Below are 20,283 nucleotides of genomic sequence, written 5' to 3'. Positions count from 1 at the left end.
GGCCCCTGCGGATCGGGGTGGAGTGATGGCAAAAGTCCTTCCGTTGAAGTCCACGACGACGCTGGGCACCCACCTGGCTGGAGTCCTCAGCGAGGGCGCGGCGCGTGGCCTGCGTGACCGCCTCGACATCGAGACCGTCGGCGACCTGCTGCGGCACTATCCACGCCGTTACGTCCAGCGCGGTGAACTCACCAACCTCGACGATCTCCGCGTCGGCGACGAGGTCACCGTCATGGCGGAGATCGCCTCGGTCACGGGCCGCCCGATCAAGATGAAGAACCGCCCGCGCAAGGGCCACATCCTCGAGGTCGTCGTCACCGACGGCCGCGGCAGGCTGTCGTTGACGTTCTTCAACCAGGCGTGGCGGGGTCACCAGTTGCAGGTCGGCCTGCGCGGGCTGTTCGCCGGCAAGGTGGAGGCGTTCCGCAGCAAACGCCAGCTCACCCATCCCGACTTCGTACTCCTCACCGATGACGAGGACTTCGACAACAACCTCACCGAGGCGTTCGCCGGGCAGCTGATGCCGATCTATCCGGCGACCACGCAGGTGGCCACGTGGACCATCGCCCGGTGCGTACGCAGGACCCTCGACGCGCTGGAGATGGTGCCGGACCCGATTCCGGCCGAGATCCGCGAACGGCACGGCCTGCTGGGTCTGCGCGACGCGTTCTTCGCCCTGCACCGGCCCGCTTCGCAGTCCGACGTCACCGCGGCCAGGAAGCGGTTCCGCTTCGAGGAGGCGTTCGTCCTCCAGGTCGAGTTGGCCCGGCGCCGGTCGGCGGCGCGGGAGCTGCCGGCCACACCGCGGGTCGCGCGAACCGACGGCGTACTGGCGGCGTTCGACGGGCGCCTTCCGTTCGAGCTCACGGCGGGTCAGCGCGCGGTCGGCGAGGCGATCGAGCACGACCTCGCCCGCGACCACCCGATGCAGCGCCTGCTCCAGGGCGAGGTCGGTAGCGGCAAGACGGTCTGCGCGGTCCGCGCGATGCTGGCGGTTGTCGACGCCGGGGGACAGGCGGCCCTGCTGGCGCCGACGGAGGTTCTCGCCCAGCAGCATCACCGCTCGATCACGCAGTTGCTCGGCCCGCTCGCCGAACGCGGGCTGCTCGGCGGCTCCGACCAGGGCACCCGGGTCGTCCTGTTGACCGGCGGACAGAGCACGGCCACCCGCCGCAAGGCGCTGCTCGACATCGCGTCCGGCGAGGCCGGCCTGGTCATCGGCACGCACGCGCTGCTCGAAGACCAGGTGATGTTCGCCGATCTGGGGCTCGTGGTGATCGACGAGCAGCACCGGTTCGGAGTGGAGCAGCGCGCCGCGCTCACAGAGAAGGCGGGCGGTGCCCCGCCGCACGTCCTGGTGATGACGGCCACGCCGATTCCACGTACGGTCGCCATGACGGTGTTCGGCGATCTCGAGGTCTCGACGCTCACCGAGCTGCCGAAGGGCAGAGGGGCCATCCAGACCACCGTCGTTCCCATCGCCGACAAGCCGTCCTGGCTCGATCGGGTCTGGGACCGGGTCCGTGAGGAGGTCGCCCAGCGTCGGCAGGCCTACATCGTCTGTCCACGGATCGGCGACGACGGCGCCGAGGAGGAGATCCTCCCACCGGACGGCACCAGTCCACCGGTGCTCAAGCTCCTCCAGGGCGGCCGCTCACGCACCCGGGCACCGTCGAGCCGGCCCGAGGCGGAGTCTCTTCTCGACCTCGCCGCGTCGCTGCGCACCGGACCGCTGGCCGACCTCCGCGTCGAGGTGCTGCACGGCCGCCTGACATCGGATGCCAAGGACGCAGTGATGCGCGACTTCGCGGCCGGCGAGATCGACGTCCTGGTGGCGACGACGGTCATCGAGGTCGGTGTCGACGTTCCCAACGCCTCGACGATGGTCGTGATGGACGCCGACTGGTTCGGGGTGTCCCAGCTCCACCAGCTGCGCGGCCGGGTGGGCCGGGGCGGGCTGCCCGGGCTGTGCCTGCTCGTCACGAACGCGGAGGAGGGCACGCCCGCCCGCACACGCCTCGACGCCGTCGCGTCCACGTCGGACGGATTCGAGCTCAGCCGCCTCGACCTCGAGCAGCGCCGCGAAGGCGACGTCCTCGGCGCCGACCAGTCCGGCCGGCGGTCGAGTCTGCGGATGCTGGCGGTGATCCGGGACGAGGACGTCATCGCCGACGCGCGGGCCGACGCCACCGAGGTCGTCGCCGGCGATCCGGAGCTGCGTCGCGTGCCGGCCCTGCAGGAGGCGGTCAGGGCGCTGTACGAAGCCGACCGGGCCGACTATCTCGAGAAGACCTGATCTGATCTCAGCGCGCCGCCGATCCTCAGCTGTCCAGGACCGCCGTGAGGCTGGTGATCGTGTCTCCTGTCCAGGTCACCGGGTCGAAGACGTGCGCGTCGGCGTGGTCGGGCGCGAGCAGCCGGCGTGGCCGCATCCCGACCGTCGCGGCGCCCACCAGCTCGTTGCTGTCGCCGTCACCGACGTAGACGCAGTCGGTGGGCTCGACGCCCAACCGCTCACAGGCACGTAGGTAGATCGCCGGGTCGGGCTTCTTGACGCCGACCTGCACGGAGAACACCGGTGCGTCGACATGGCCCGCGATCGGCAGCTCGTTCCACACCTCCGGGAGTTCGAGGGTGCAGTCGCTCACCAGGCCGACGGCGATGCCACGTTCCCGCAGCGTACGAAGGACCGGCTCGGCGTCTGGTCGGAGGCGTACGTAGTCCCGCTGGGTCCGCCGTCGGACCGCGCAGGCGGCCGCGCAGCTCGCGTCGTCCACATCGACACCGCAGGCGGCGGCGAGCCAGCGCATGGTCGACGGAAGGTCGCCATGGCGTCCGCGCGCGCGGTCCGGCCACGAGCGGTGGAGCGCCTCGGCGTAATCGTCGGCCGGGACGCCCAGGGCGGCGGCAACCTCCGCGTGTCCGGCCAGGCGTTCGGCCGCCGGGACGCTCGCGGTGAGAGTGCCGAAGAAGTCGAAGATCACCGCGCTATGGCCCATGCACAGCAGGATAGGGCCGCACCCGCCGATCCATGATCATGAAAGGAGACAGGCTCTCTACGCCGCAAATCCTTCATGGTCACGATCATGATCACGGGAGGTCTGGCGCGGGAATCGGGTGCGGGCTTGAGATGATGGCGGACGATGAGCCGCATCGTCGCGGGTGAGGCCCGCGGACGCCGCCTGGCCGTACCCGACGGGCGTGACACCCGCCCCACCTCCGACCGGGTCCGCGAGGCGTTGTTCGCCTCGCTCGAAGCCGACATCGGCAGCCTGGTCGGTTGTCGCGTCCTCGACCTGTACGCCGGAAGTGGTGCGGTCGGCATCGAAGCCCTCTCCCGGGGCGCCACCGGTGTCGTCCTGGTCGAAACCAATCGCCGTGCCGCGAACGTCATCCGGCAGAACCTCCGTACTGTCGGTCTCCCTGGGGGACAGGTCCTCACCACCAAGGTGGAGCGACTCATCGCCGAACCGCCCGGCGATCGGCAGGCGTTCGACGTGGTTTTCCTCGACCCGCCGTACGCCATGACCGGCGAAGCGCTGGCGGGTGTCCTGACCGGCCTTCTCGCCCACGGGTGGCTCCTTCCCGGTGCCGTCGTCGTCCTGGAACGCTCCACCCGGTCCGGAGAGTTCGGCTGGCCGGACGGATTCGCGGCCGATCGCATGCGACGCTACGGGGACACGACCCTTTGGTACGGTCACGCCGCCGGTGAGGGCGAAGCAGCCGAGGAGTAGGAGGAGGCGTCCGTGCATCGCGCTGTCTGTCCGGGATCGTTCGACCCGGTGACCAACGGTCATCTCGACATCATCGTTCGCGCGGCCCGGCTCTTCGACGAGGTGACCGTCGCCATCGGGGCGAACCCTCGCAAGGAAGGACTGTTCACGGTCGATGAACGCATGGAGATGCTGCGGGAGACGACGAAGGACCTCGGGGACGTACGCATCACGACGTTCGACGGCCTGCTCGTCGACTTCTGCCGGGAGCGCGGGATCCAGGCGATCGTCAAAGGCCTGCGCGCGGTCGGCGACTTCGACTATGAACTACAGATGGCCCAGATGAACCTTCGCCTCGCCGGGATCGAGACCGTCTTCGTCCCGACGAGTCCCGAGTACTCTTTCTTGTCATCACGTCTGGTGAAGGAAGTCGCGACCTACGGCGGTGATGTCTCCGGGCTCGTGCCGGATCATGTCCACCGTCTGCTCGCGCAGAGGCTCGGTGAGGGGTGAGCATCGTGGCCGGTCACGGGGGATCCGAACGAACCCGTCCGTCGCGCGGACATCGTGCCCAGCGCGGCTGGCGGCTCGAGGTGCCGGATCCGCCTGATCCGGTACCAGCAGAAGTCCCGGAGGGACCCCCGGTGGACGTGCAACACAAGCTCGACCAGATACGCCGGAACGTCGAGAAGGCGCGCTCGATGCCGATGTCGGCGTCCTGTGTGGTGAATCGCAAGGAACTCCTCGCCAGTCTGGCGGAGGTGCAGCGGCTGCTGCCGAAGGAGTTCGCCGAGGCCGTCGCGGTCATGGAGCACCGCCAGGCCGCGATCGAGCAGGGCCGCGCCGAGGCCGCCCGGCTGGTGGACGAGGCGCGTCGCGAACGGCAGGCCCTCGTCTACAACACCGACATTCACCGCGAAGCGCGCAGAACGGCTGACGAGATGCTCGCGCAGGCGCAGTCCGAGGCGGAGGGGCTCCGCCGTGAGGTCGACGACTACGTCGATCACAAGCTGGCCGGCCTGGAGATCGCTCTCAACAAGACGCTGGCCTCGGTGGCCCAGGGGCGGGACCGGCTCCGGGGGCGGGCGCCCGCCAATCGCCGCGGTGAGGTCCCGCTCTCGCCGCGCGAGGCGGACGAGTACGTCGATCACAAGCTGAGCCGCTTCGAGCACTCGCTGCACAAGACCCTCGACGCGGTGACGAGGGGGCGGGAGCGACTCCGCGACCGCAGCGGCCTCGACACCTACACGGCCGAAGAGGACGCGCCGCCCCTGCCGACCTGAGGGGGTGGGGGTCCGTTTGAGGCTGTCAGCGCTCCTCAGGTACCCTCAGTAGCCGGTCTCATTCGCAGGCCAGGCCAGTCATGTGCAACGACGAAAGCTAGGACGCCTTGAGCACCGTTGACCCTCAGGCGCCGCTCGTGCTCGACATTCGCGAGCTCGGCCGCCGCCCGGGGGCCCAGCGCAAGCTCCGGCTCTCGGTGGACGCGCCAGCTGGTCTGGGTACGGATGTGCTCGGCGTTCCCGAGGGCACGACGATCGAGCTGCAGCTTCGGCTCGAGGCGGTGGTCGAGGGTGTGCTCGCGTCCGGCACGGCGTGGGTGCAGCTCGCCGGTGAGTGCGTGCGGTGTCTGGAGGCGATCGAGCAGACGCTCGACGTCGAGTTCCAGGAACTCTACGCCTATCCTGACAGTGACGTTGAGGACGATGAGGCCAGCCGGCTCGAGGGCGACCTGCTCGATCTCGAACCGGTGGTCCGGGACGCGGTGGTGCTCGCGCTGCCGTTCCAGCCGGTGTGCCAGGACGACTGCCCTGGGCTCTGCACAGAGTGTGGGGTGCGTCTGGCCGACGACCCTGATCATCGGCACGACCCGGGGATCGATCCCCGCTGGGCCGCCCTCGCGGCTCTCGCGGGTGAGGACCTGGCCGGACATGAACCCACCGACGACGAGAGAGCCGGCTCGACCCGGCGCCCTGATGTAAAGGAGTAGTGCCGTGGCCGTTCCGAAGCGGAGGGTTTCGCGGAGCAACACCCGCAGCCGACGGGCGCAGTGGAAGGCCAGTGCGCCGCAACTCGTCACGTGCGCCAACCCGGCGTGCCGAGCGCGCCACCTGCCGCACCGCGCCTGCCCCGATTGCGGGCAGTACGGTCCTCGTGGCGAGCGTCGTCAGGTCCTCGACGTCTGAGATCGCCTGTGGACAGCGCCGGGGGGTTGACGACGTACGACGAGCTCAACGAAAGGTTCGGGCTCACGCTCGACAGCGCCCTGTTGGAGCGGGCGCTGACGCACCGTTCGTACGCCTACGAGAACGGCGGCCTGCCCACCAACGAGCGGTTGGAGTTCCTGGGCGACTCCGTGCTCGGCCTTGTCATCACCGACGCGCTCTTTCGTACCCACCCTGATCTGTCCGAGGGCCAGCTCGCGAAGCTGCGGGCAGCGGTCGTCAACATGCGTGCACTGGCGGGCGTCGCCCGCGGGCTCGAGCTGGGGAAGTACCTCCGGCTGGGGCGTGGCGAGGAGACGACGGGCGGCCGGGACAAGTCGTCCATCCTTGGCGATGCGGTCGAGGCCGTGATCGGCGCGGTCTATCTCGCGGGCGGGTTCCCACTGGCTGGCGAGTTCGTCCACCGTCTCTTCGACCCGTTGCTCGAGGCCTCGGCGCGGATGGGTGCCGGTCTGGACTGGAAGACCAGCCTGCAGGAGTTGACGGCGCGAGCTTCGCTCGGCGTACCGGAGTACGTCGTCGACGAGGAGGGTCCCGATCACGAGAAGCTCTTCACCGCGCACGTGGTGGTCGGCGGGACCGACTATGGCGTCGGCTCGGGTCGGAGCAAGAAGGAGGCCGAGCAGCAGGCCGCTGAGGTCGCGTGGACGGCAATCCGTACCCTGATCGGCGAGAGCGCGGACGTCTCCGACGAAGACCCCGGTGGCACCAAGAACTCGCGTACGTCCGGATCCGGCGCCAGGTCGACGTCCACGCCGTCCGGCGCGGCGTAGCCCGCCCACCCACCCGGATCCGGTCATGCCTGAGCTGCCTGAGGTCGAGGTGGTACGGCGAGGGCTGGAACGCTTCGTCGTCGGCCGCCGGATCGCTTCGGTGGAGGTTCGCCATCCCCGGCCGTTGCGCCGGCATCTGGCGGGGCCGCGCGACTTCGGTGACCGGCTGGTGGGACGGCGTGTCGTCGCGGTCCGTCGTCGGGGGAAGTACCTCTGGCTCCCACTCGATTCCGGTGACGCCGTTCTGGCCCACCTGGGAATGAGTGGGCAATTCGTTCTCCAACCTCTTGATGCCGGAGATGAACCGCATCTCCGGATACGGTTTCGCTTCGACGATCTTGCCGGCCAAGAACCCATTGAACTTCGTTTTGTCGATCAGCGGATGTTCGGCGGTATGTCGCTCAGTGTCGGGGGCGCGGAACTGCCCGAAGAAATCATTCACATCGCCCGAGATCCGATCGATCCGGAATTCGACGACAAGTCATTCTCGACGGCGGTCAGAAAGCGTCGTACCGGCGTCAAGCGTGCCTTGCTCGACCAGAAATTGATCTCGGGCGTAGGCAACATCTACGCCGATGAGGCGTTGTGGCGGGCTCGTCTTCACTACGCGCGGGCGACCGAACATCTGCGGCAGGCCGAGATCTCGCGCCTGCTCACGGCGGTCCGCGAGGTGATGTGTTCCGCACTGGAGGCCGGCGGAACCTCCTTTGACCGCTTGTATGTCAACGTCAATGGCGAAAGCGGTTATTTTGAACGCTCGCTCGCGGTCTATGGTCGTGAGGGTGAGCCGTGTGGACGGTGTGGCACACCGGTTCGACGCGAGGCGTTCATGAACCGTTCGTCCTTTACCTGTCGGCGCTGCCAGCCGCGGCCACGGCGCGGACGGTGGTGAGTGGGCAGGTGGGTGTGGACTCCCGAACGTTTCGTGCGAAGGCAGGCAAGCCGTGCTTGACGACGTGCGGTGCGTCGCTGTGGTGAACCGTGACGATGACGGGCTGTGTTGATGGTGTGGCGCGATGAGGATGACGTCACGATTCATCAGAGGAATGCCGATGCGGACCTGGGAGTAAGCGATTGGGTGGGTAGCGCGACCATGGAGCTACTTTGCGTGGCCACCCCGTCACCTTGACGGCATGGCCGTCTGATGAGACGCTAGAGAAGCCGCCAGCACTCCCTGCCAAACTTGAGTGCTGTGCCGATTTCTGGCCCATCCTTTCGGTCTCTCAGCGTGGAGGACCCCATATGGCGAAAGCGCTCCTCGGCCACGTCGGTGGCCCTGACCCCCGTCTGGTCTCCGAGGTGCGACGTCTGCAGCAACGAGTATCGGAGTTGGAGGCGCACGTGATGCGTCTCCAGGCCGAGAACGACTCCCTGAACGCGGCTGTCCACGAAGGACAGCTGCTCACCATCGAAGCGCAGCACGAGCCTGTGCTGACCTGAGGGAGCCGGAGTTCGATCCGCAGACCTGCCTCGACTACCAACGACTGACGGGACGCCTCCTGGAGGCGTCCCGTTTGGTATGTCCGGACCCGCTGCACTTGTCGCGGCCGTCACGAAGGCGTGGCCTGTCCGACGCCGTTGCTGCGCGGGTGCGCGTCGGTTTCGGCCAGCGGGCTCGGCGCGAGTATCGTCGGGACGGCCGCCCTCGGCTTCGTGGTCCGCGCGCAACCAAGGAGAGTCGCCCCGTTGTACCTCAAGAGCCTGACGCTCCGCGGGTTCAAGTCGTTCGCGTCCTCGACGACCCTGCACTTCGAGCCAGGCATCACCTGCGTGGTCGGACCCAACGGGTCCGGCAAGAGCAACGTCGTCGACGCCATCGCCTGGGTGATGGGCGAGCAGGGCGCGAAGAGCCTGCGTGGCGGCAAGATGGAAGATGTCATCTTCGCCGGCACATCGGGGCGGGCGCCGCTCGGGCGTGCCGAGGTCGTCCTCACGATCGACAACACCGATGGCGCTCTGCCGATCGACTACTCCGAGGTCACGATCAGCCGGATCATGTTCCGCAACGGCGGGTCGGAGTACTCCATCAACGGTCAGACCTGCCGACTGCTCGACATCCAGGAGCTGCTGTCGGACTCCGGCATCGGCCGGGAGATGCACGTCATCGTCGGACAGGGCCAGCTCGACACGATCCTGCACGCGACTCCTGAAGACAGGCGCGGGTTCATCGAGGAGGCCGCCGGCGTCCTCAAGCACCGCAAGCGCAAGGAGAAGGCCCTCCGCAAGCTCGATGCGACCGAGGGCAACCTCACCCGGCTGCAGGACCTGCTCACCGAGATCCGCCGGGCGCTACGTCCGCTCGGCAAGCAGGCCGAGGCGGCGCGCAAGGCGGCGGTCATCCAGGCCGACGCCCGTGATGCCCGCGCCCGGCTCCTTGCCGACGATCTCGTCCAGCTCTCCACCACGCTCGCCCAGGAAGTGGCGGACGAAAACGCCCTCCGCGAGCGCAGGGCGGCCGTCGAGGCCGAGCTGACCGGGTTGCAGCGCGAGGAGGCCGAGCTCGAGGAGGCTCTGCGCGAGGACGCGCCACGGGTGGCACGGGCACAGGAGACGTGGTACCGCCTGTCCAGCCTGAAGGAGCGGCTCGGCGGCACCGCCAGCCTGGCGAACGAACGCAGCCGGCACCTGGCCGAGGCCCACGAGGAGGAGCGCAGCGGCCGCGATCCCGACCAGCTCGAGGCCGACGCCGCTCGTGTCCGTGAGGAGGAGCAGCAGATCGCGGCCGAGGTCGAGGGCCACCAGGTCGCGCTCGACGAGGCGATCGGCTACCGCCAGGCGCAGGAGCGGGCCCACGCCGAGGAAGAACGCCGGATCGCGGCCCTGCTGCGGGCCGCCGCCGACCGCCGGGAAGGACTCGCCAGGCTCGCCGGCCAGGTCGACACCGCACGCAGCCGGCTGGAGACCCGCGAGAACGAGATCGCCCGCCTGACCGCCGCCAGGGTCGAGGCCGAGGCACGTGCCGAGACCGCCGGGGGAGAGTTCACTGCCCTGGAGTCGCAGGTGATGAGCCTCGACGCGGGCGAGAGTGGTCTGGACGCCCAGCATGAGGAGGCCCGTGGCGTCCTCGACGCGCTCAAGGAGCGCCTCGACGCGCTCCGGCAGGCCGAGCAGGAGGCCGAGCGGGAGCGGGCCGCACAGGCGGCGCGCAAGGAGGCTCTCGAGCTCGGCCTGTCCCGCAAGGACGGAGCCGCGGAGCTGCTGGCGGCGACAGACCGGGTTTCAGGCCTGCTCGGCTCCGTCGCGGCCCTGCTCTCGGTCGAGCCGGGCTACGAGGCGGCGGTGGCCGGAGCGCTCGGTCGGGCCGCCGACGCCGTCGCGGTCGAGTCGGTCGACGCCGCGGTGGGTGCCCTGCTGCATCTGCGTTCGGAGGATCTCGGCCGGTCCGGGCTTGTCCTCGGTGGCACCAACCCCGTCGCCCAGGACGACCCCCACGCTTGGCCGGCGCTGCCGGTCGGCGCCCGGTACGCCGTGGACGTCGTCTCTGCCCCCGCGGAGATCCTGCCCGCTCTGGTCCGCCTGCTGGCGAAGGTCGCGGTCGTCGACGACCTGGCGGCGGCCCGCTCGCTCGTGGAGGACCGGCCCGAGGTCGTCGCGGTGACACGCGAGGGTGACCTGCTCGGCGTCCACGTAGGTCATGGAGGGTCCGCGGCCCAGCCCAGCCTGCTCGAGGTCCAGGCCGCGGTTGACGACGCCGAGGAGCGGTTGCGGCAGGCTCGTGACCGGGCCGAGCGGCTGGGGGCGGAACGCACGGAAGTCGAGCAGGAGCGCGCGGTCGCCAGCAAGCGGGTCGAGGAGACGCTGGCCCGACTTCACGAGTCCGACGCCGAGCTGGCCGCGGTCAGCGAGCGGCTGGGTGAGCTCGGCTCGACCGCCCGGTCCGCCCGGGCGGAGGCCGACCGCCTGGGCACCACGATCGACGAGGCGCGTGCGGCGATGGCGCGCGACCAGGCCGGCCTGGGTGAGCTCGAGGAACGTCTCACCAACGCCGAGGACGCGAGCGACGAGGAGCCCTCCACCGACGAGCGCGACCGGCTCGCCGAGGTCTGCCGCGAGTGCCGGCAGCGGGAGATGGAGGCACGCCTCGCCCTTCGTACGGCAGAAGAACGCGGCCGGGCACTCTCCGGGCGGGCCGACTCGCTCGAACGCGCCGCCCGCGAGGAGCGGGCCGCGCGTGAGCGCGCCAGGGCGCGCCGCGAGCGCCGGGCCCGCGAGGCCCAGGTGGCGGCCGCGGTCCTGGCCGCTGTGGAGCAGGTACTCGCCCGCCTTGACGTGTCTCTCGCCGCCGCCGGCCGTGAATGCCAGGAGGCCGAGCAGGCGCGCGCCGCCCGAGAGGCGGAGGTCCAGGCGGCCCGGCAGCGGGTGCGCGCCCTCAACGCCGAGCTCGACACGCTCACCGACTCCGTCCACAAGGACGAGATGGCCCGCGCGGAGCAGCGGCTGCGGATCGAGCAGCTGGAACAGCGCGCCGTCGAAGAGCTGGGTATCGAGCCTGCGACGCTGATGGCGGAGTACGGCCCCGAGGTCCCTGTGCCCCCCTCGATTCCCGTGCCGGGGGAGGAGCAGGAGCAACTGGAGGAGGAGCCGAAGCCGTACGACCGGGCCGAGCAGGAGAAGCGGCTCAAGCGGGCCGAACGCGAACTGCGCATCCTGGGCAAGGTCAACCCGCTCGCGCTCGAGGAGTTCGCCGCGATGGAGGAACGCCACAAGTTCCTCACCGAGCAGCTCGAGGATCTCAAGGCGACCCGGAAGGACCTGCTCGAGATCGTCCGCGAGGTCGACGATCGGGTGGAGCAGGTCTTCACGTCGGCCTACCACGACACCGAGAAGCAGTTCGCGGAGATCTTCGGCCGGCTGTTCCCCGGGGGCGAGGGTCGCCTCGTGCTCACCGACCCGGACAACATGCTCACGACCGGCGTCGAGGTCGAGGCCCGCCCGCCGGGCAAGAAGGTCAAGCGCCTGTCCCTGCTCTCCGGCGGGGAGCGGTCGCTCGTGGCGGTGACGTTCCTGGTCGCGCTGTTCAAGGCCCGGCCGAGCCCGTTCTACCTCCTCGACGAGGTCGAGGCCGCGCTCGACGACACCAACCTCGGGCGGTTGCTCGAGCTGTACGAAGAGCTCCGCGAGACCAGTCAGCTCCTGGTCGTCACCCACCAGAAGCGGACGATGGAGGTCGCCGACGCGCTCTACGGCATGTCGATGCGCGGCGACGGTGTCTCGGTCGTGATCAGTCAGCGAATCCGCGAGGCCGAGTCCGCCTGACGTCTGGGTTGTCCGCCGTACGACGGATGGCGGCCGGTCGCGGCCCCCGGTTTGCCTACCTTGGTTAGCCTTCCCTAAGCTGTGCCGGTGTCGAGCGGCGGGTATGCACCCATCGACGCGGGATCCCAGCCCACGCTCATGGCCATCACCGGGAGGCGAGTGACGTGAGCGGACAGCCGGTGCTCACGCGGCCGCGGGTGACCTCCCTGAGGGCAAGCGAGCTGGTCGATCCTGGCCGTCAGGAGCTCGCTGCGCACCTGCGGGAGATCCAGTACGCCTGGTCCTGCACTCCCGCGGTGGCCGCCGCGCTCTTCTGGAAGCAGTACAGCTGGTTTGTCGTGCAGGTCGCGCTGGAGGACCCGCGAGCCGATCTGCGCCTGGCTGCGGTCCAGCTGCAGCTGGCCATGGATCCTCCGTACATCGCCGTGGAGACGACGCCGACCGAGGCGGCGCCCGATGATGATCTCGCCGCCCGTCTGGCCACCCACCTCATCGCCGGCCACCTCAGACCGTTCGTCGAACGGCTGAACGCCATGACCCGTGCGGGTCAGCGGTTGCTGTGGGGTTCGGTCGCGCACGCCCTCGCCTATCCCTTGGCCGAACGCACGACAGACCCGGCGCGTGAGGTCCCGGCGTTCCTCGCAGCGGTCGGTCCCGAGGTTGCCGGCCTGGTCGATGTCGACGCCAGCGGTGAGATCGGACGTCGGACCTGCTGCCTGGCCTTCCGGTGCGGGACGCCGAGCGTGTGCGACTACTGCCCGATCCAGCGGCTCGATCGGCCCGGCCGGCGTGCTGTGGGGTTTGGCGCCGACACCTAGCCGGGGATCGTCCATGTGTGACTGCAGTGGTAGGTGGCTTGTTACTGATCGTGGCTGTTGCCCTGGTCGTCCTGGCGTTGGTCGCGACCATCATCGGCGGCGTTGACCTGCGCAAGGAGCTGGTCCGGCTGGCCAAGCAGGTACGACCAAAGCAGAAGCAGCAACAGGACGACGAGGGTCTGGACAAGGCCGCCTAGGGGTGGCTGATGGATCACGATGGATCAGACACCCCCTAGCGACGTTCGGCGGTCGAGGAGTTCGGCGGATGCCGCGGCGCAGCGTTCAGTCGAGCAGGGCCGCGACCCGGAGTAGCCATGGCACGGCGACGGTCACGGTCGGTACGGCGACGACGGCCGCGGCTGCGAGATAGCAGAACATCGCGAGCATCCGGTGATCCGCGTGGGGCTCGGCCATTCGGCGTACCCGTTGGAGCGTCCCGGTGCCGCTGGCGGCGAGGCCACCGGCCGGTGCGGCGGTGGCGGAGAGGGCGACGAGTGCCCGAGCCACCGGCTGGGCGCCCACCCGGTCCCGAGCCGCGTCGTCGGCGAGCATCTCGACGAGGAGCTGGTTCTGCCGCAGTGTCGTACGGCCGCGGAAGAAGCGGGGGAACGCCTCGCGGAGAGCGGTGAACGCCTCCAGGACCAGGTCGTGGCGGGCCCGCAGGTGGGCGCGTTCGTGGGCCAGGACGGCGGCGACTTCGGCGCGGCTGAGGCGGTCGAGGGCACCTGAGGACATGACGACGCGGGAGTGGCGAACGCCTGGCACGCAGTAGGCGAACGGCGTCTCCTCGGCGAGGATCCGCATGCCGGGTACGCCAAGCCCACGAGGGCGGTCAGGCTCTGCCGGCGCGGCGGCTACGAGGTCGAGCAGGTCGCGGTGGCGCCGGCGTCGGGCACGGGTACGAATGGCGACCCGCGCGGACGTCCAGGCCAGGCGTGCGACCACGACGCAGGTGAGGGTCGTCACCAGGGTATGGGCCGCGATCTCGGCCGGCCCGGGGAACGGCTGGAACACGATGTCGAGGCCGAGGCTGAGTCCCGCGCCGAGCGCGGCGAGGACCGCCGCGAGTGCGAGTGCCTGCCACAGGACGATCGCCGCGCGCGGCACCCGGGAGGGCCAGCTGGCGCGGGCCAGGAGCAACGGCGCCGGACCGGCGAGCAGGAGGGCGAGGATGCCGAGGATCACCGGTGTCGTCGGCGAGGCGACAGTCATGGCGCGTCGTCGCGCCGCTCGAGGCTGGCGAGGGCGTCGCGCAGGGCGGCGGCCTCCTCCGGAGATGCCTGGTCGACGAAGCGCACGAGGGCGGCGGCCCGGTTGGCGCGGTTGCCGGCGTCGTCGAGCGCTTCGCGCATGAGGCCGGCGATCAGCTGGTCCTTGCCCGCGGCGGCCTCGTAGCGGTAGGCCCGCCCGTCGCGGACCCTGCGTACGACGGACTTCTTGGCGAGCCGGTCGAGCACCGTCATGACCGTGGTGTACGCGATGTCGCGGTCACGGGCGAGGGTCTCGTGCACTTCGCGGACGGTCACGGGGTCGGGGGCGGACCAGACGAGTTCCATGACGTCGCGTTCGAGGTTGCCCAGCCGTGCCATGGCACCCATCCTACGACGCCGTGTCGTAGGAGCTCGGCCATGGGAATGTGGGATCGGCCACGCGGACAAGGAAGGTGATCCGACAACCACGAAGGTGACTCAGCCGCGCCGGGTGTGACCAAGCTTACGACATAACGTCGTACTACATGCCGTAGTATTTGTGCCATGGACGTCGTGGACCTCGCGCGGTGGCAGTTCGGCCTCACGACGATCTATCACTTCTGGTTCGTCCCCCTCTCGATCGGGCTGTCCGCGATCGTGGCCGGGCTGCAGACCGCATGGGTGATCACCAAGGCCGAGCGGTACCTCGCCCTCACGAGGTTCTTCGGCACGCTGTTCGTCATCAACTTCGCGATGGGCATCGTCACCGGGCTCGTGCAGGAGTTCCAGTTCGGCATGAACTGGAGTGCCTATTCGGTGTTCGTGGGTGAGGTCTTCGGGGTCCCACTCGCGATCGAAGGACTGCTGGCGTTCTTTCTCGAGTCGACGTTCCTGGGGCTGTGGGTCTTCGGGTGGGACCGTCTGCCGAAGCTCGTCCATCTCGGGTGCATCTGGCTGGTCGCGATCGGTACGCAGATCTCGGCGTACGTCATCCTCATGGTCAACGCCTGGATGCAACATCCGGTCGGCTACCGACTCGACCCCGCGACGGGACGGGTTCAGCTCACCGACTTCGGTGCGCTGCTCACCAACCCGATGGCGGTGGAGGCGGGTCTGCACACGGCCGCGGCCTGCTTCCTGACCGGCGGCGCCTTCGTGGCGGGATTGGGCTTCTGGCACCTCGCGCGGCGTCGGCGACCGGCGGGTGAGCTCGTGGCGTTCCGGACGGCGGCGAAGCTGGGCGCCGTCGTGACGCTGGTCGCGGGCGCGGCGCTCGCGGTGACGGGCGACTCGATGATGAAGCTCCTGACGCGTCTGCAGCCGATGAAGGTGGCCGCGGCCGAAGGGCTCTTCGCGACCGAACAGCCCGCTGGCTTCTCTCTTCTGACGATCGGCACCGCCGACGGCCGACGGGAGTTGTGGAGTGTTCGCCTGCCCGAACTGCTGTCGTTCCTCGCGACGGGCGACGTCGGCGGTCGGGTGCACGGGGTCAACGATCTGCAGGAGAGGTACGCGGCGACCTTCGGTCCCGGAAACTACATCCCGAACGTCCCGGTGACCTACTGGAGTTTCCGGCTGATGATCGGGCTGGGGGTGCTCGCGGCCGTCCTCGCGCTGGTGGGTCTGGTGCTCCTGCGCCGGCCGAGTCTCCTTGCCCACAAGGTGGTCGGCCCTGCCGCACTCGTCGTCCCGGTCCTGCCGCTGCTCGCGAGCAGCGCCGGTTGGCTCTTCACCGAGGGCGGACGTCAACCGTGGCTTGCGTTCGGATTGTTCCAGACGGCCGACGGGGTGTCGCCCGGCAGGACGACCGGTGAGGTCGCGTTCTCGCTCGCCGTCTTCACGGTGGTCTATGGCGCGTTGGCCGTGGTCGAGGTCGGTCTGCTCCGCCGAGCGGCGAGCCGGCTTCCTTCCGCGCACACGAAGGAGGAGTCGTATGCCGGGGACGGCGCGGAGGAGGACGAGGTGCCGGCATGGAGCTGACGACCCTGTGGTTCGGACTGATCGCGTTCTTCTGGACGAGCTACTTCGTCCTGGAGGGTTTCGACTTCGGCGTCGGCATGCTCGCGCGGGTGCTGGGTCGCGACGAGGCGGGGCGCGGTGTCCTGCTCTCGACGATCGGGCCGTTCTGGGACGGCAACGAGGTGTGGCTCGTCGTGGCGGGCGGCACGATGTTCGCGGCATTTCCCGCGTGGTACGCGGGCTTCACCAGCATCTACTACGTGCCGCTGGTCGCGATCCTGGTGGCGCTCATCGTGCGTGGAGTCGCGCTGGAGTATCGCGGCAAGCATGACGACCGGGTGTGGCGGCGCCGCTGCGACCTCGGCGTCGCCCTCGGTTCTCTTGTACCACCACTGGCCTGGGGGGTCGCGCTGGCAGGGGCGGCGCGCGGGCTGCCGCTCGACGCGTCCGGGGAGTACGCCGGTGGCGTGCGGGAGCTCCTTTCTCCGTACGCACTGCTGGGTGGCATCGCCTTGCTGGGCTTGTGTCTGGCTCATGGCGCGACCTTCCTGCGCCTTCGTACGACCGGGGACCTGCGGCGCCGGGCCGAGATCGCGCGCCGGCGGATGGGCCCACCCGTGGTCGCGGTGTGCGGGGGATTCCTGGCATGGACGGCGCTCTCAGGTGGTGCGGGTGCCTGGCTCGCAGTCGTGGCGGGCGGCTGCCTGATGATCGGTCTGCTGGTGCGTCACGACCTCCTTGCGTTCGCGGGGACGACGGTCGCGGTGGGCTGCACGATCACGGCGGTGCTGGTGTCGGCGTACCCGGCGCTGATTCCGTCGACGCTTGACTCCGGTACCGGCGTCACCGTGACGAGTGCCGCCTCGTCCGGTTACGCGCTCTCGGTCCTTGGTTGGGTGGCGCTCTTCTTCGTTCCGCTCGTGCTGGGTTACCAGGGGTGGAGCTACTGGGTGTTCCGGCGACGGGTCGCAGGATGAGGCCGTTGGACCCGCGCCTGTTGCGGCAGGCGAGAGCGACGGGGCTGTACGTGGGGTTCTGCGTGGCGCTCGGTGCGGCAGCTGCCGGTCTCGTCATCGCGCAGGCGAGCTTGCTGGCCGACGGGATCGCGGACGGGTCGCCTGTCCTGGTCCCTCTCGGCGCGGTCGTCGTCGCCCGGGCAGTGTTGATGTGGCTCCAGGAGGTGGCCGCGGGACGTGCCTCGGCCGCTGTCAAGTCGACCTTGCGTCAACGCCTGCTGGCTCATGCTCTTGCCCTTGGCCCGTCCTGGCTCGCGGGAGAACGCAAGGCAGCGTTGACCACACTGGCCACCACCGGCCTGGATGCGCTCGACGGCTACTTCGCCCGGTACCTTCCCCAACTCGTGCTGGCCGTGATCGTGCCGGTTTCGTTGGTGGCGTACATGTTCGGTGTCGATGCGATCGCCGCCGTGACCGTCGGCGCGACGTTGCCGCTGATCCCGGTGTTCATGGCGCTCGTGGGGCTCGCGACGCAGAGCCGGACCCGGCGCCGGTGGCGCGCCCTCGCCGTCCTCGCGCACCACTTCGCCGACACGGTGGCGGGGCTCGCGACCCTCAAGGCGTTCGGTCGGGCGCGGCAACAGGCCCAGCTCCTCCGCCGTAGCTCCGAGCGGCATCGCACGGAATCCCTTGCCACGTTGCGGATCGCCTTCCTGTCCTCGCTGGTGCTCGAACTCCTGTCCACGTTGTCGCTTGCTCTGGTAGCGGTCGGAGTCGGTCTCCGGTTGGTCGACGGGCACCTCGACCTGCACACGGCGGTCCTCGTTCTCGTGCTCGCACCTGAGGCGTACCTCCCACTCCGTCAGGTCGGGACGCATTTCCACGCGAGTGCGGACGGGCTCGCCGCGGCAGACGAGGTGTTCCGGGTGCTGGAGACGCGGGGAGCATCCGACGGGCGCGGGCGCAGGCTGAGCACCATGGGAGACCTGGGCAAGGCCAGCTTGACGGTCGCTGACCTCGAGGTCAGGTATCCCGATCGAGCCGAACCCGCCGTCTCCGGTCTGTCGTTCACGCTGCGTCCGGGTGAACTGCTCGCACTACGCGGACCGAGCGGTGCGGGGAAGTCCACGGTTGTTGGCGTGCTGCTGGGCTTCGTCGCTCCGACCGCAGGACAGGTACGCCTCGGACCGGTCGACCTGGCCGAACTCGACATCGACGACTGGCGGGCCGGGCTCGCCTGGGTGCCGCAACGTCCTTGCCTGCAAGCCGGAACGGTGGGCTCCAACGTCCGGTTGGGCGCTCCGGAGGCGACCGACGCGCAGGTCGGGACGGCCTTGTCCGCTGCGGGCGCCGCCGCGCTCGATCCCGAGCGACCGGTGGGGGAGCGAGGTTACGGTCTCTCGGCAGGGCAGGTACGCAGAGTCGCGCTTGCCCGAGCTTTCCTGCGGGCGCAGGCGCGTCGGGCAGCGGGCTGCCCGTGCCTGCTGCTGCTCGACGAACCCACCGCAGGCATCGATCTCGTCACCGAGCAACGCATCGCCCGCACTCTGCGCGACTCAGGGCACACGACGCTGCTCGTCACCCACCGGCCCGCCCTGCTCACCCTGGCTGATCGGGTCGTGGAGGTCCCTCTGCACAAGGCCCCGACCTCCCGACCCGGTCTGGTGGCGCCCGATCCCATGTACACGGTGTCGTGATCGCCCTCCGGCTCGCCCTCGCGACCGTGGCCGGTGTCGCCGCGGCGGCGTGTGCGATCGCGTTGCTGGCCACGTCTGCGTGGCTGATCGCGAAAGCGGCCGAACAGCCACCTGTCCTTGCGCTGATGGTGGCCATTGTCTGCGTACGTGCGTTCGCCCTCGGACGTGGCGTCCTTCGTTATGCCGAACGACTGCTCGCCCACGACGCCGCGTACCGGCTCCTGGGTGAGGTCCGGCATCGGACGTACACCCGGTTGGAACGCCTGGCCCCCCACGGGCTTGCGGCCTTCCGTTCCGGCGACCTGATGGCGCGTCTGGTCAACGATGTCGATGCGGTCCTGGATCTCGTCCTGCGCGTCGCTCTCCCCGTCATCGTCGCGGCACTCGCCGGTACCGCCACCGTGACGCTGCTCGCTCTCATCCTTCCGTCCGCAGGCGGAGTGGCGGCGGTCGCTTTGGGGCTCTGCCTGATCGGCGTTCCGTGGCTCGTGTCACGGACCGGCCGTCGTGCCGAGCGCGCACGCGCACCTGGGCGGGGCTCGCTTGCGGCCAGGACGACCGAGCTGCTCGACGCCGCTCCGGACCTGCTCGCCTACGGCGCGACGGGACTGGCACTGGCGGACCTTCGGGCGACCGACCGTGCGCTGCGGCGTGCGGAAGCACGGTCGGCCTGGAGCTCCGGTCTCGGGGGTGCGCTCGTTCTGCTGCTCGTGGGCGCGATCACGTGGTCTGGTCTCGGCCTCGGCGCCCGGGCTGTCGACTCGGGTGAGCTGACTCCGGTCCTCCTGGCCGTACTCGTCCTGACCCCGCTCGCGTTGGCCGACGTGTGGACAGGACTGCCGCTCGCGGCCGCGGCCGCCGGACGCTCCGCCCCCGCGCTCGCCCGCGTCCGCGCGATCGGGCAGGCGGCACCTGTGGTGCGCGAGCCAGCGGTGCCCCGCGCCCTGCCGGAGCCTCCGTACCACCTCCGCGTCACCGACCTCGCCGTGCGCTGGACGCCAACCGCGGCGTGGGTTTTCACCGGTGTCAACCTCGACCTGCCACCGGGACACAGGGTCGCGCTCGTGGGTCCGACCGGGTGCGGCAAGAGCACGCTCGCGCAGGCGCTGGTGCGGTTCGTCGAACCTGGCCGCGGCAGCATCACGGTCAACGGCGTCGACCTGCGTGAGCTGTCGGGGGACGACGTACGTCGGATCGTCTGCCTGAGTTCGCAGGAGGCGTACGTCTTCGACACCACGGTCGCGGAGAACCTCCGCCTCGCCCGCCCGGACGCCAGCGAGGACGAGGTCCGCGACGCCCTGGGCAAGGCGAGGTTGCTCACCTTCGTGGAATCGCTTCCTGCCGGACTCGCCACCCGCCTCGGGGAGCACGGCGTACGTATGTCCGGCGGACAACGCCAGCGCCTCGCCCTCGCCCGCACGCTGCTCAGCCGGGCACCGGTCCTGATCCTGGACGAGCCGACCGAGCACCTCGACGCCGCGATGGCTAGCGAGCTGACCGTCGACCTGTTGAGCGCCCAACCTCCCGACCGCACCGTCGTCCTCGTCACGCACCGCCCGGTCCCGCCGGAGTGTGTCGACGAGGTGAAGCGTCTCGAAACCTTTCGACCGATACCGGCCTCTCCTGCCGATGGCAACCTGCGCGAAACCCTGACGTTTGCCGGCTATCGGTAGGGTCCAAGGACAGTGACACTCCT

Annotated in this window: 19 protein-coding genes; 16 read left to right on the top strand and 3 right to left on the bottom strand. The window is 69.7% G+C overall.

The annotated features are described in order from the left end of the window. Positions 1–25 precede the first annotated feature (25 nt). A complete protein-coding gene (gene recG, locus ABN034_RS09655; RefSeq protein ID WP_349690656.1) occupies positions 26–2,296 on the top strand; it encodes an ATP-dependent DNA helicase RecG in 2,271 nt (756 codons plus the stop codon). A 25-nt stretch (positions 2,297–2,321) separates the two neighbouring features. On the opposite strand, the gene ABN034_RS09650 is transcribed toward recG, so the two are convergent. Continuing rightward, positions 2,322–2,999 (bottom strand): HAD family hydrolase, encoded by a 678-nt coding sequence (locus ABN034_RS09650; RefSeq protein WP_349690655.1) that lies wholly within the window; start codon positions 2,997–2,999, stop codon positions 2,322–2,324. 144 nt (positions 3,000–3,143) lie between these two features. Here ABN034_RS09650 and rsmD point away from each other — a divergent pair, with 144 nt between their 5' ends. From rsmD to ABN034_RS09595, 11 genes are all read left to right on the top strand, one after another. Next, positions 3,144–3,734: a 16S rRNA (guanine(966)-N(2))-methyltransferase RsmD gene (gene rsmD, locus ABN034_RS09645; protein WP_349690654.1), complete on the top strand. Its 591-nt coding sequence runs from the start codon at positions 3,144–3,146 to the stop codon at positions 3,732–3,734. A 12-nt stretch (positions 3,735–3,746) separates the two neighbouring features. After that, entirely contained in the window at positions 3,747–4,226 is a 480-nt protein-coding gene (gene coaD, locus ABN034_RS09640) for a pantetheine-phosphate adenylyltransferase (protein WP_349690653.1), read from the top strand. A 131-nt stretch (positions 4,227–4,357) separates the two neighbouring features. Continuing rightward, complete coding sequence (locus ABN034_RS09635) at positions 4,358–4,996, top strand: F0F1 ATP synthase subunit B family protein (RefSeq protein ID WP_349690652.1); 639 nt, start codon at positions 4,358–4,360, stop codon at positions 4,994–4,996. A gap of 107 nt (positions 4,997–5,103) precedes the next feature. Continuing rightward, positions 5,104–5,703: a YceD family protein gene (locus tag ABN034_RS09630; protein ID WP_349326250.1), complete on the top strand. Its 600-nt coding sequence runs from the start codon at positions 5,104–5,106 to the stop codon at positions 5,701–5,703. Positions 5,704–5,707: 4 nt separating this feature from the next. After that, positions 5,708–5,899: a 50S ribosomal protein L32 gene (gene rpmF / locus ABN034_RS09625; RefSeq protein WP_349326251.1), complete on the top strand. Its 192-nt coding sequence runs from the start codon at positions 5,708–5,710 to the stop codon at positions 5,897–5,899. A gap of 26 nt (positions 5,900–5,925) precedes the next feature. Next, positions 5,926–6,711: a ribonuclease III gene (rnc, locus tag ABN034_RS09620; protein WP_349690651.1), complete on the top strand. Its 786-nt coding sequence runs from the start codon at positions 5,926–5,928 to the stop codon at positions 6,709–6,711. A gap of 25 nt (positions 6,712–6,736) precedes the next feature. Then, positions 6,737–7,603, top strand: a complete 867-nt coding sequence (gene mutM / locus ABN034_RS09615) for a bifunctional DNA-formamidopyrimidine glycosylase/DNA-(apurinic or apyrimidinic site) lyase (protein ID WP_349690650.1) — start codon at positions 6,737–6,739, stop codon at positions 7,601–7,603. A 350-nt stretch (positions 7,604–7,953) separates the two neighbouring features. Beyond that, on the top strand, positions 7,954–8,151 hold the full coding sequence (locus ABN034_RS09610) for a hypothetical protein (protein ID WP_349690649.1): 198 nt from the start codon (positions 7,954–7,956) through the stop codon (positions 8,149–8,151). 246 nt (positions 8,152–8,397) lie between these two features. After that, the gene (gene smc / locus ABN034_RS09605) at positions 8,398–11,967 is read left to right on the top strand and encodes a chromosome segregation protein SMC (protein ID WP_349690648.1); all 3,570 of its coding nucleotides are present in this window, start codon (positions 8,398–8,400) and stop codon (positions 11,965–11,967) included. A gap of 164 nt (positions 11,968–12,131) precedes the next feature. Next, on the top strand, positions 12,132–12,785 hold the full coding sequence (locus ABN034_RS09600) for an IucA/IucC family C-terminal-domain containing protein (RefSeq protein WP_349690647.1): 654 nt from the start codon (positions 12,132–12,134) through the stop codon (positions 12,783–12,785). A gap of 17 nt (positions 12,786–12,802) precedes the next feature. Then, entirely contained in the window at positions 12,803–12,982 is a 180-nt protein-coding gene (locus ABN034_RS09595; protein WP_349690646.1) for a hypothetical protein, read from the top strand. Positions 12,983–13,067: 85 nt separating this feature from the next. On the opposite strand, the gene ABN034_RS09590 is transcribed toward ABN034_RS09595, so the two are convergent. Both ABN034_RS09590 and ABN034_RS09585 read right to left on the bottom strand, forming a co-directional pair. Continuing rightward, a complete protein-coding gene (locus ABN034_RS09590) occupies positions 13,068–13,997 on the bottom strand; it encodes a M56 family metallopeptidase (protein ID WP_349690645.1) in 930 nt (309 codons plus the stop codon). Next, positions 13,994–14,374 (bottom strand): BlaI/MecI/CopY family transcriptional regulator, encoded by a 381-nt coding sequence (locus tag ABN034_RS09585; RefSeq protein ID WP_349690644.1) that lies wholly within the window; start codon positions 14,372–14,374, stop codon positions 13,994–13,996. Before ABN034_RS09585 ends, ABN034_RS09590 begins: the two co-directional genes overlap by 4 nt. A 165-nt stretch (positions 14,375–14,539) precedes the next feature. Here ABN034_RS09585 and ABN034_RS09580 point away from each other — a divergent pair, with 165 nt between their 5' ends. Genes ABN034_RS09580 through cydC form a run of 4 tightly spaced genes read left to right on the top strand, consistent with a single transcriptional unit; the run spans position 14,540 to position 20,260 of the window. Then, positions 14,540–15,955 carry a cytochrome ubiquinol oxidase subunit I gene (locus ABN034_RS09580; protein WP_349690643.1) on the top strand — a complete coding sequence of 472 codons (1,416 nt, stop codon included), beginning with the start codon at positions 14,540–14,542 and terminating at the stop codon, positions 15,953–15,955. Beyond that, positions 15,946–16,911 (top strand): cytochrome d ubiquinol oxidase subunit II, encoded by a 966-nt coding sequence (gene cydB, locus ABN034_RS09575; RefSeq protein ID WP_349690642.1) that lies wholly within the window; start codon positions 15,946–15,948, stop codon positions 16,909–16,911. The genes ABN034_RS09580 and cydB overlap by 10 nt, the downstream gene beginning before the upstream one ends. Further along, positions 16,908–18,587, top strand: coding sequence for a thiol reductant ABC exporter subunit CydD (cydD, locus tag ABN034_RS09570; protein ID WP_349690641.1), 1,680 nt, complete (start codon positions 16,908–16,910; stop codon positions 18,585–18,587). The genes cydB and cydD overlap by 4 nt, the downstream gene beginning before the upstream one ends. Beyond that, on the top strand, positions 18,584–20,260 hold the full coding sequence (gene cydC / locus ABN034_RS09565) for a thiol reductant ABC exporter subunit CydC (RefSeq protein WP_349690640.1): 1,677 nt from the start codon (positions 18,584–18,586) through the stop codon (positions 20,258–20,260). The genes cydD and cydC overlap by 4 nt, the downstream gene beginning before the upstream one ends. The last annotated feature ends 23 nt before the right edge of the window (positions 20,261–20,283 follow it).

It is taken from the genome of Actinopolymorpha sp. B11F2, assembly GCF_040195635.1.
GTDB lineage: Bacteria > Actinomycetota > Actinomycetes > Propionibacteriales > Actinopolymorphaceae > Thermasporomyces.
This window is presented reverse-complemented; position numbering and strand designations above follow the sequence as displayed.

Coding starts and splice junctions, on each gene's coding strand:
- ABN034_RS09580 (WP_349690643.1), top strand. CDS start 14,540: ATGGACGTCGTGGACCTCGCGCGGTGGCAGTTCGGCCTCACGACGATC.
- ABN034_RS09650 (WP_349690655.1), bottom strand. CDS start 2,999: ATGGGCCATAGCGCGGTGATCTTCGACTTCTTCGGCACTCTCACCGCG.
- cydB (WP_349690642.1), top strand. CDS start 15,946: ATGGAGCTGACGACCCTGTGGTTCGGACTGATCGCGTTCTTCTGGACG.
- ABN034_RS09610 (WP_349690649.1), top strand. CDS start 7,954: ATGGCGAAAGCGCTCCTCGGCCACGTCGGTGGCCCTGACCCCCGTCTG.
- recG (WP_349690656.1), top strand. CDS start 26: ATGGCAAAAGTCCTTCCGTTGAAGTCCACGACGACGCTGGGCACCCAC.
- ABN034_RS09590 (WP_349690645.1), bottom strand. CDS start 13,997: ATGACTGTCGCCTCGCCGACGACACCGGTGATCCTCGGCATCCTCGCC.
- cydD (WP_349690641.1), top strand. CDS start 16,908: ATGAGGCCGTTGGACCCGCGCCTGTTGCGGCAGGCGAGAGCGACGGGG.
- ABN034_RS09585 (WP_349690644.1), bottom strand. CDS start 14,374: ATGGCACGGCTGGGCAACCTCGAACGCGACGTCATGGAACTCGTCTGG.
- rsmD (WP_349690654.1), top strand. CDS start 3,144: ATGAGCCGCATCGTCGCGGGTGAGGCCCGCGGACGCCGCCTGGCCGTA.
- mutM (WP_349690650.1), top strand. CDS start 6,737: ATGCCTGAGCTGCCTGAGGTCGAGGTGGTACGGCGAGGGCTGGAACGC.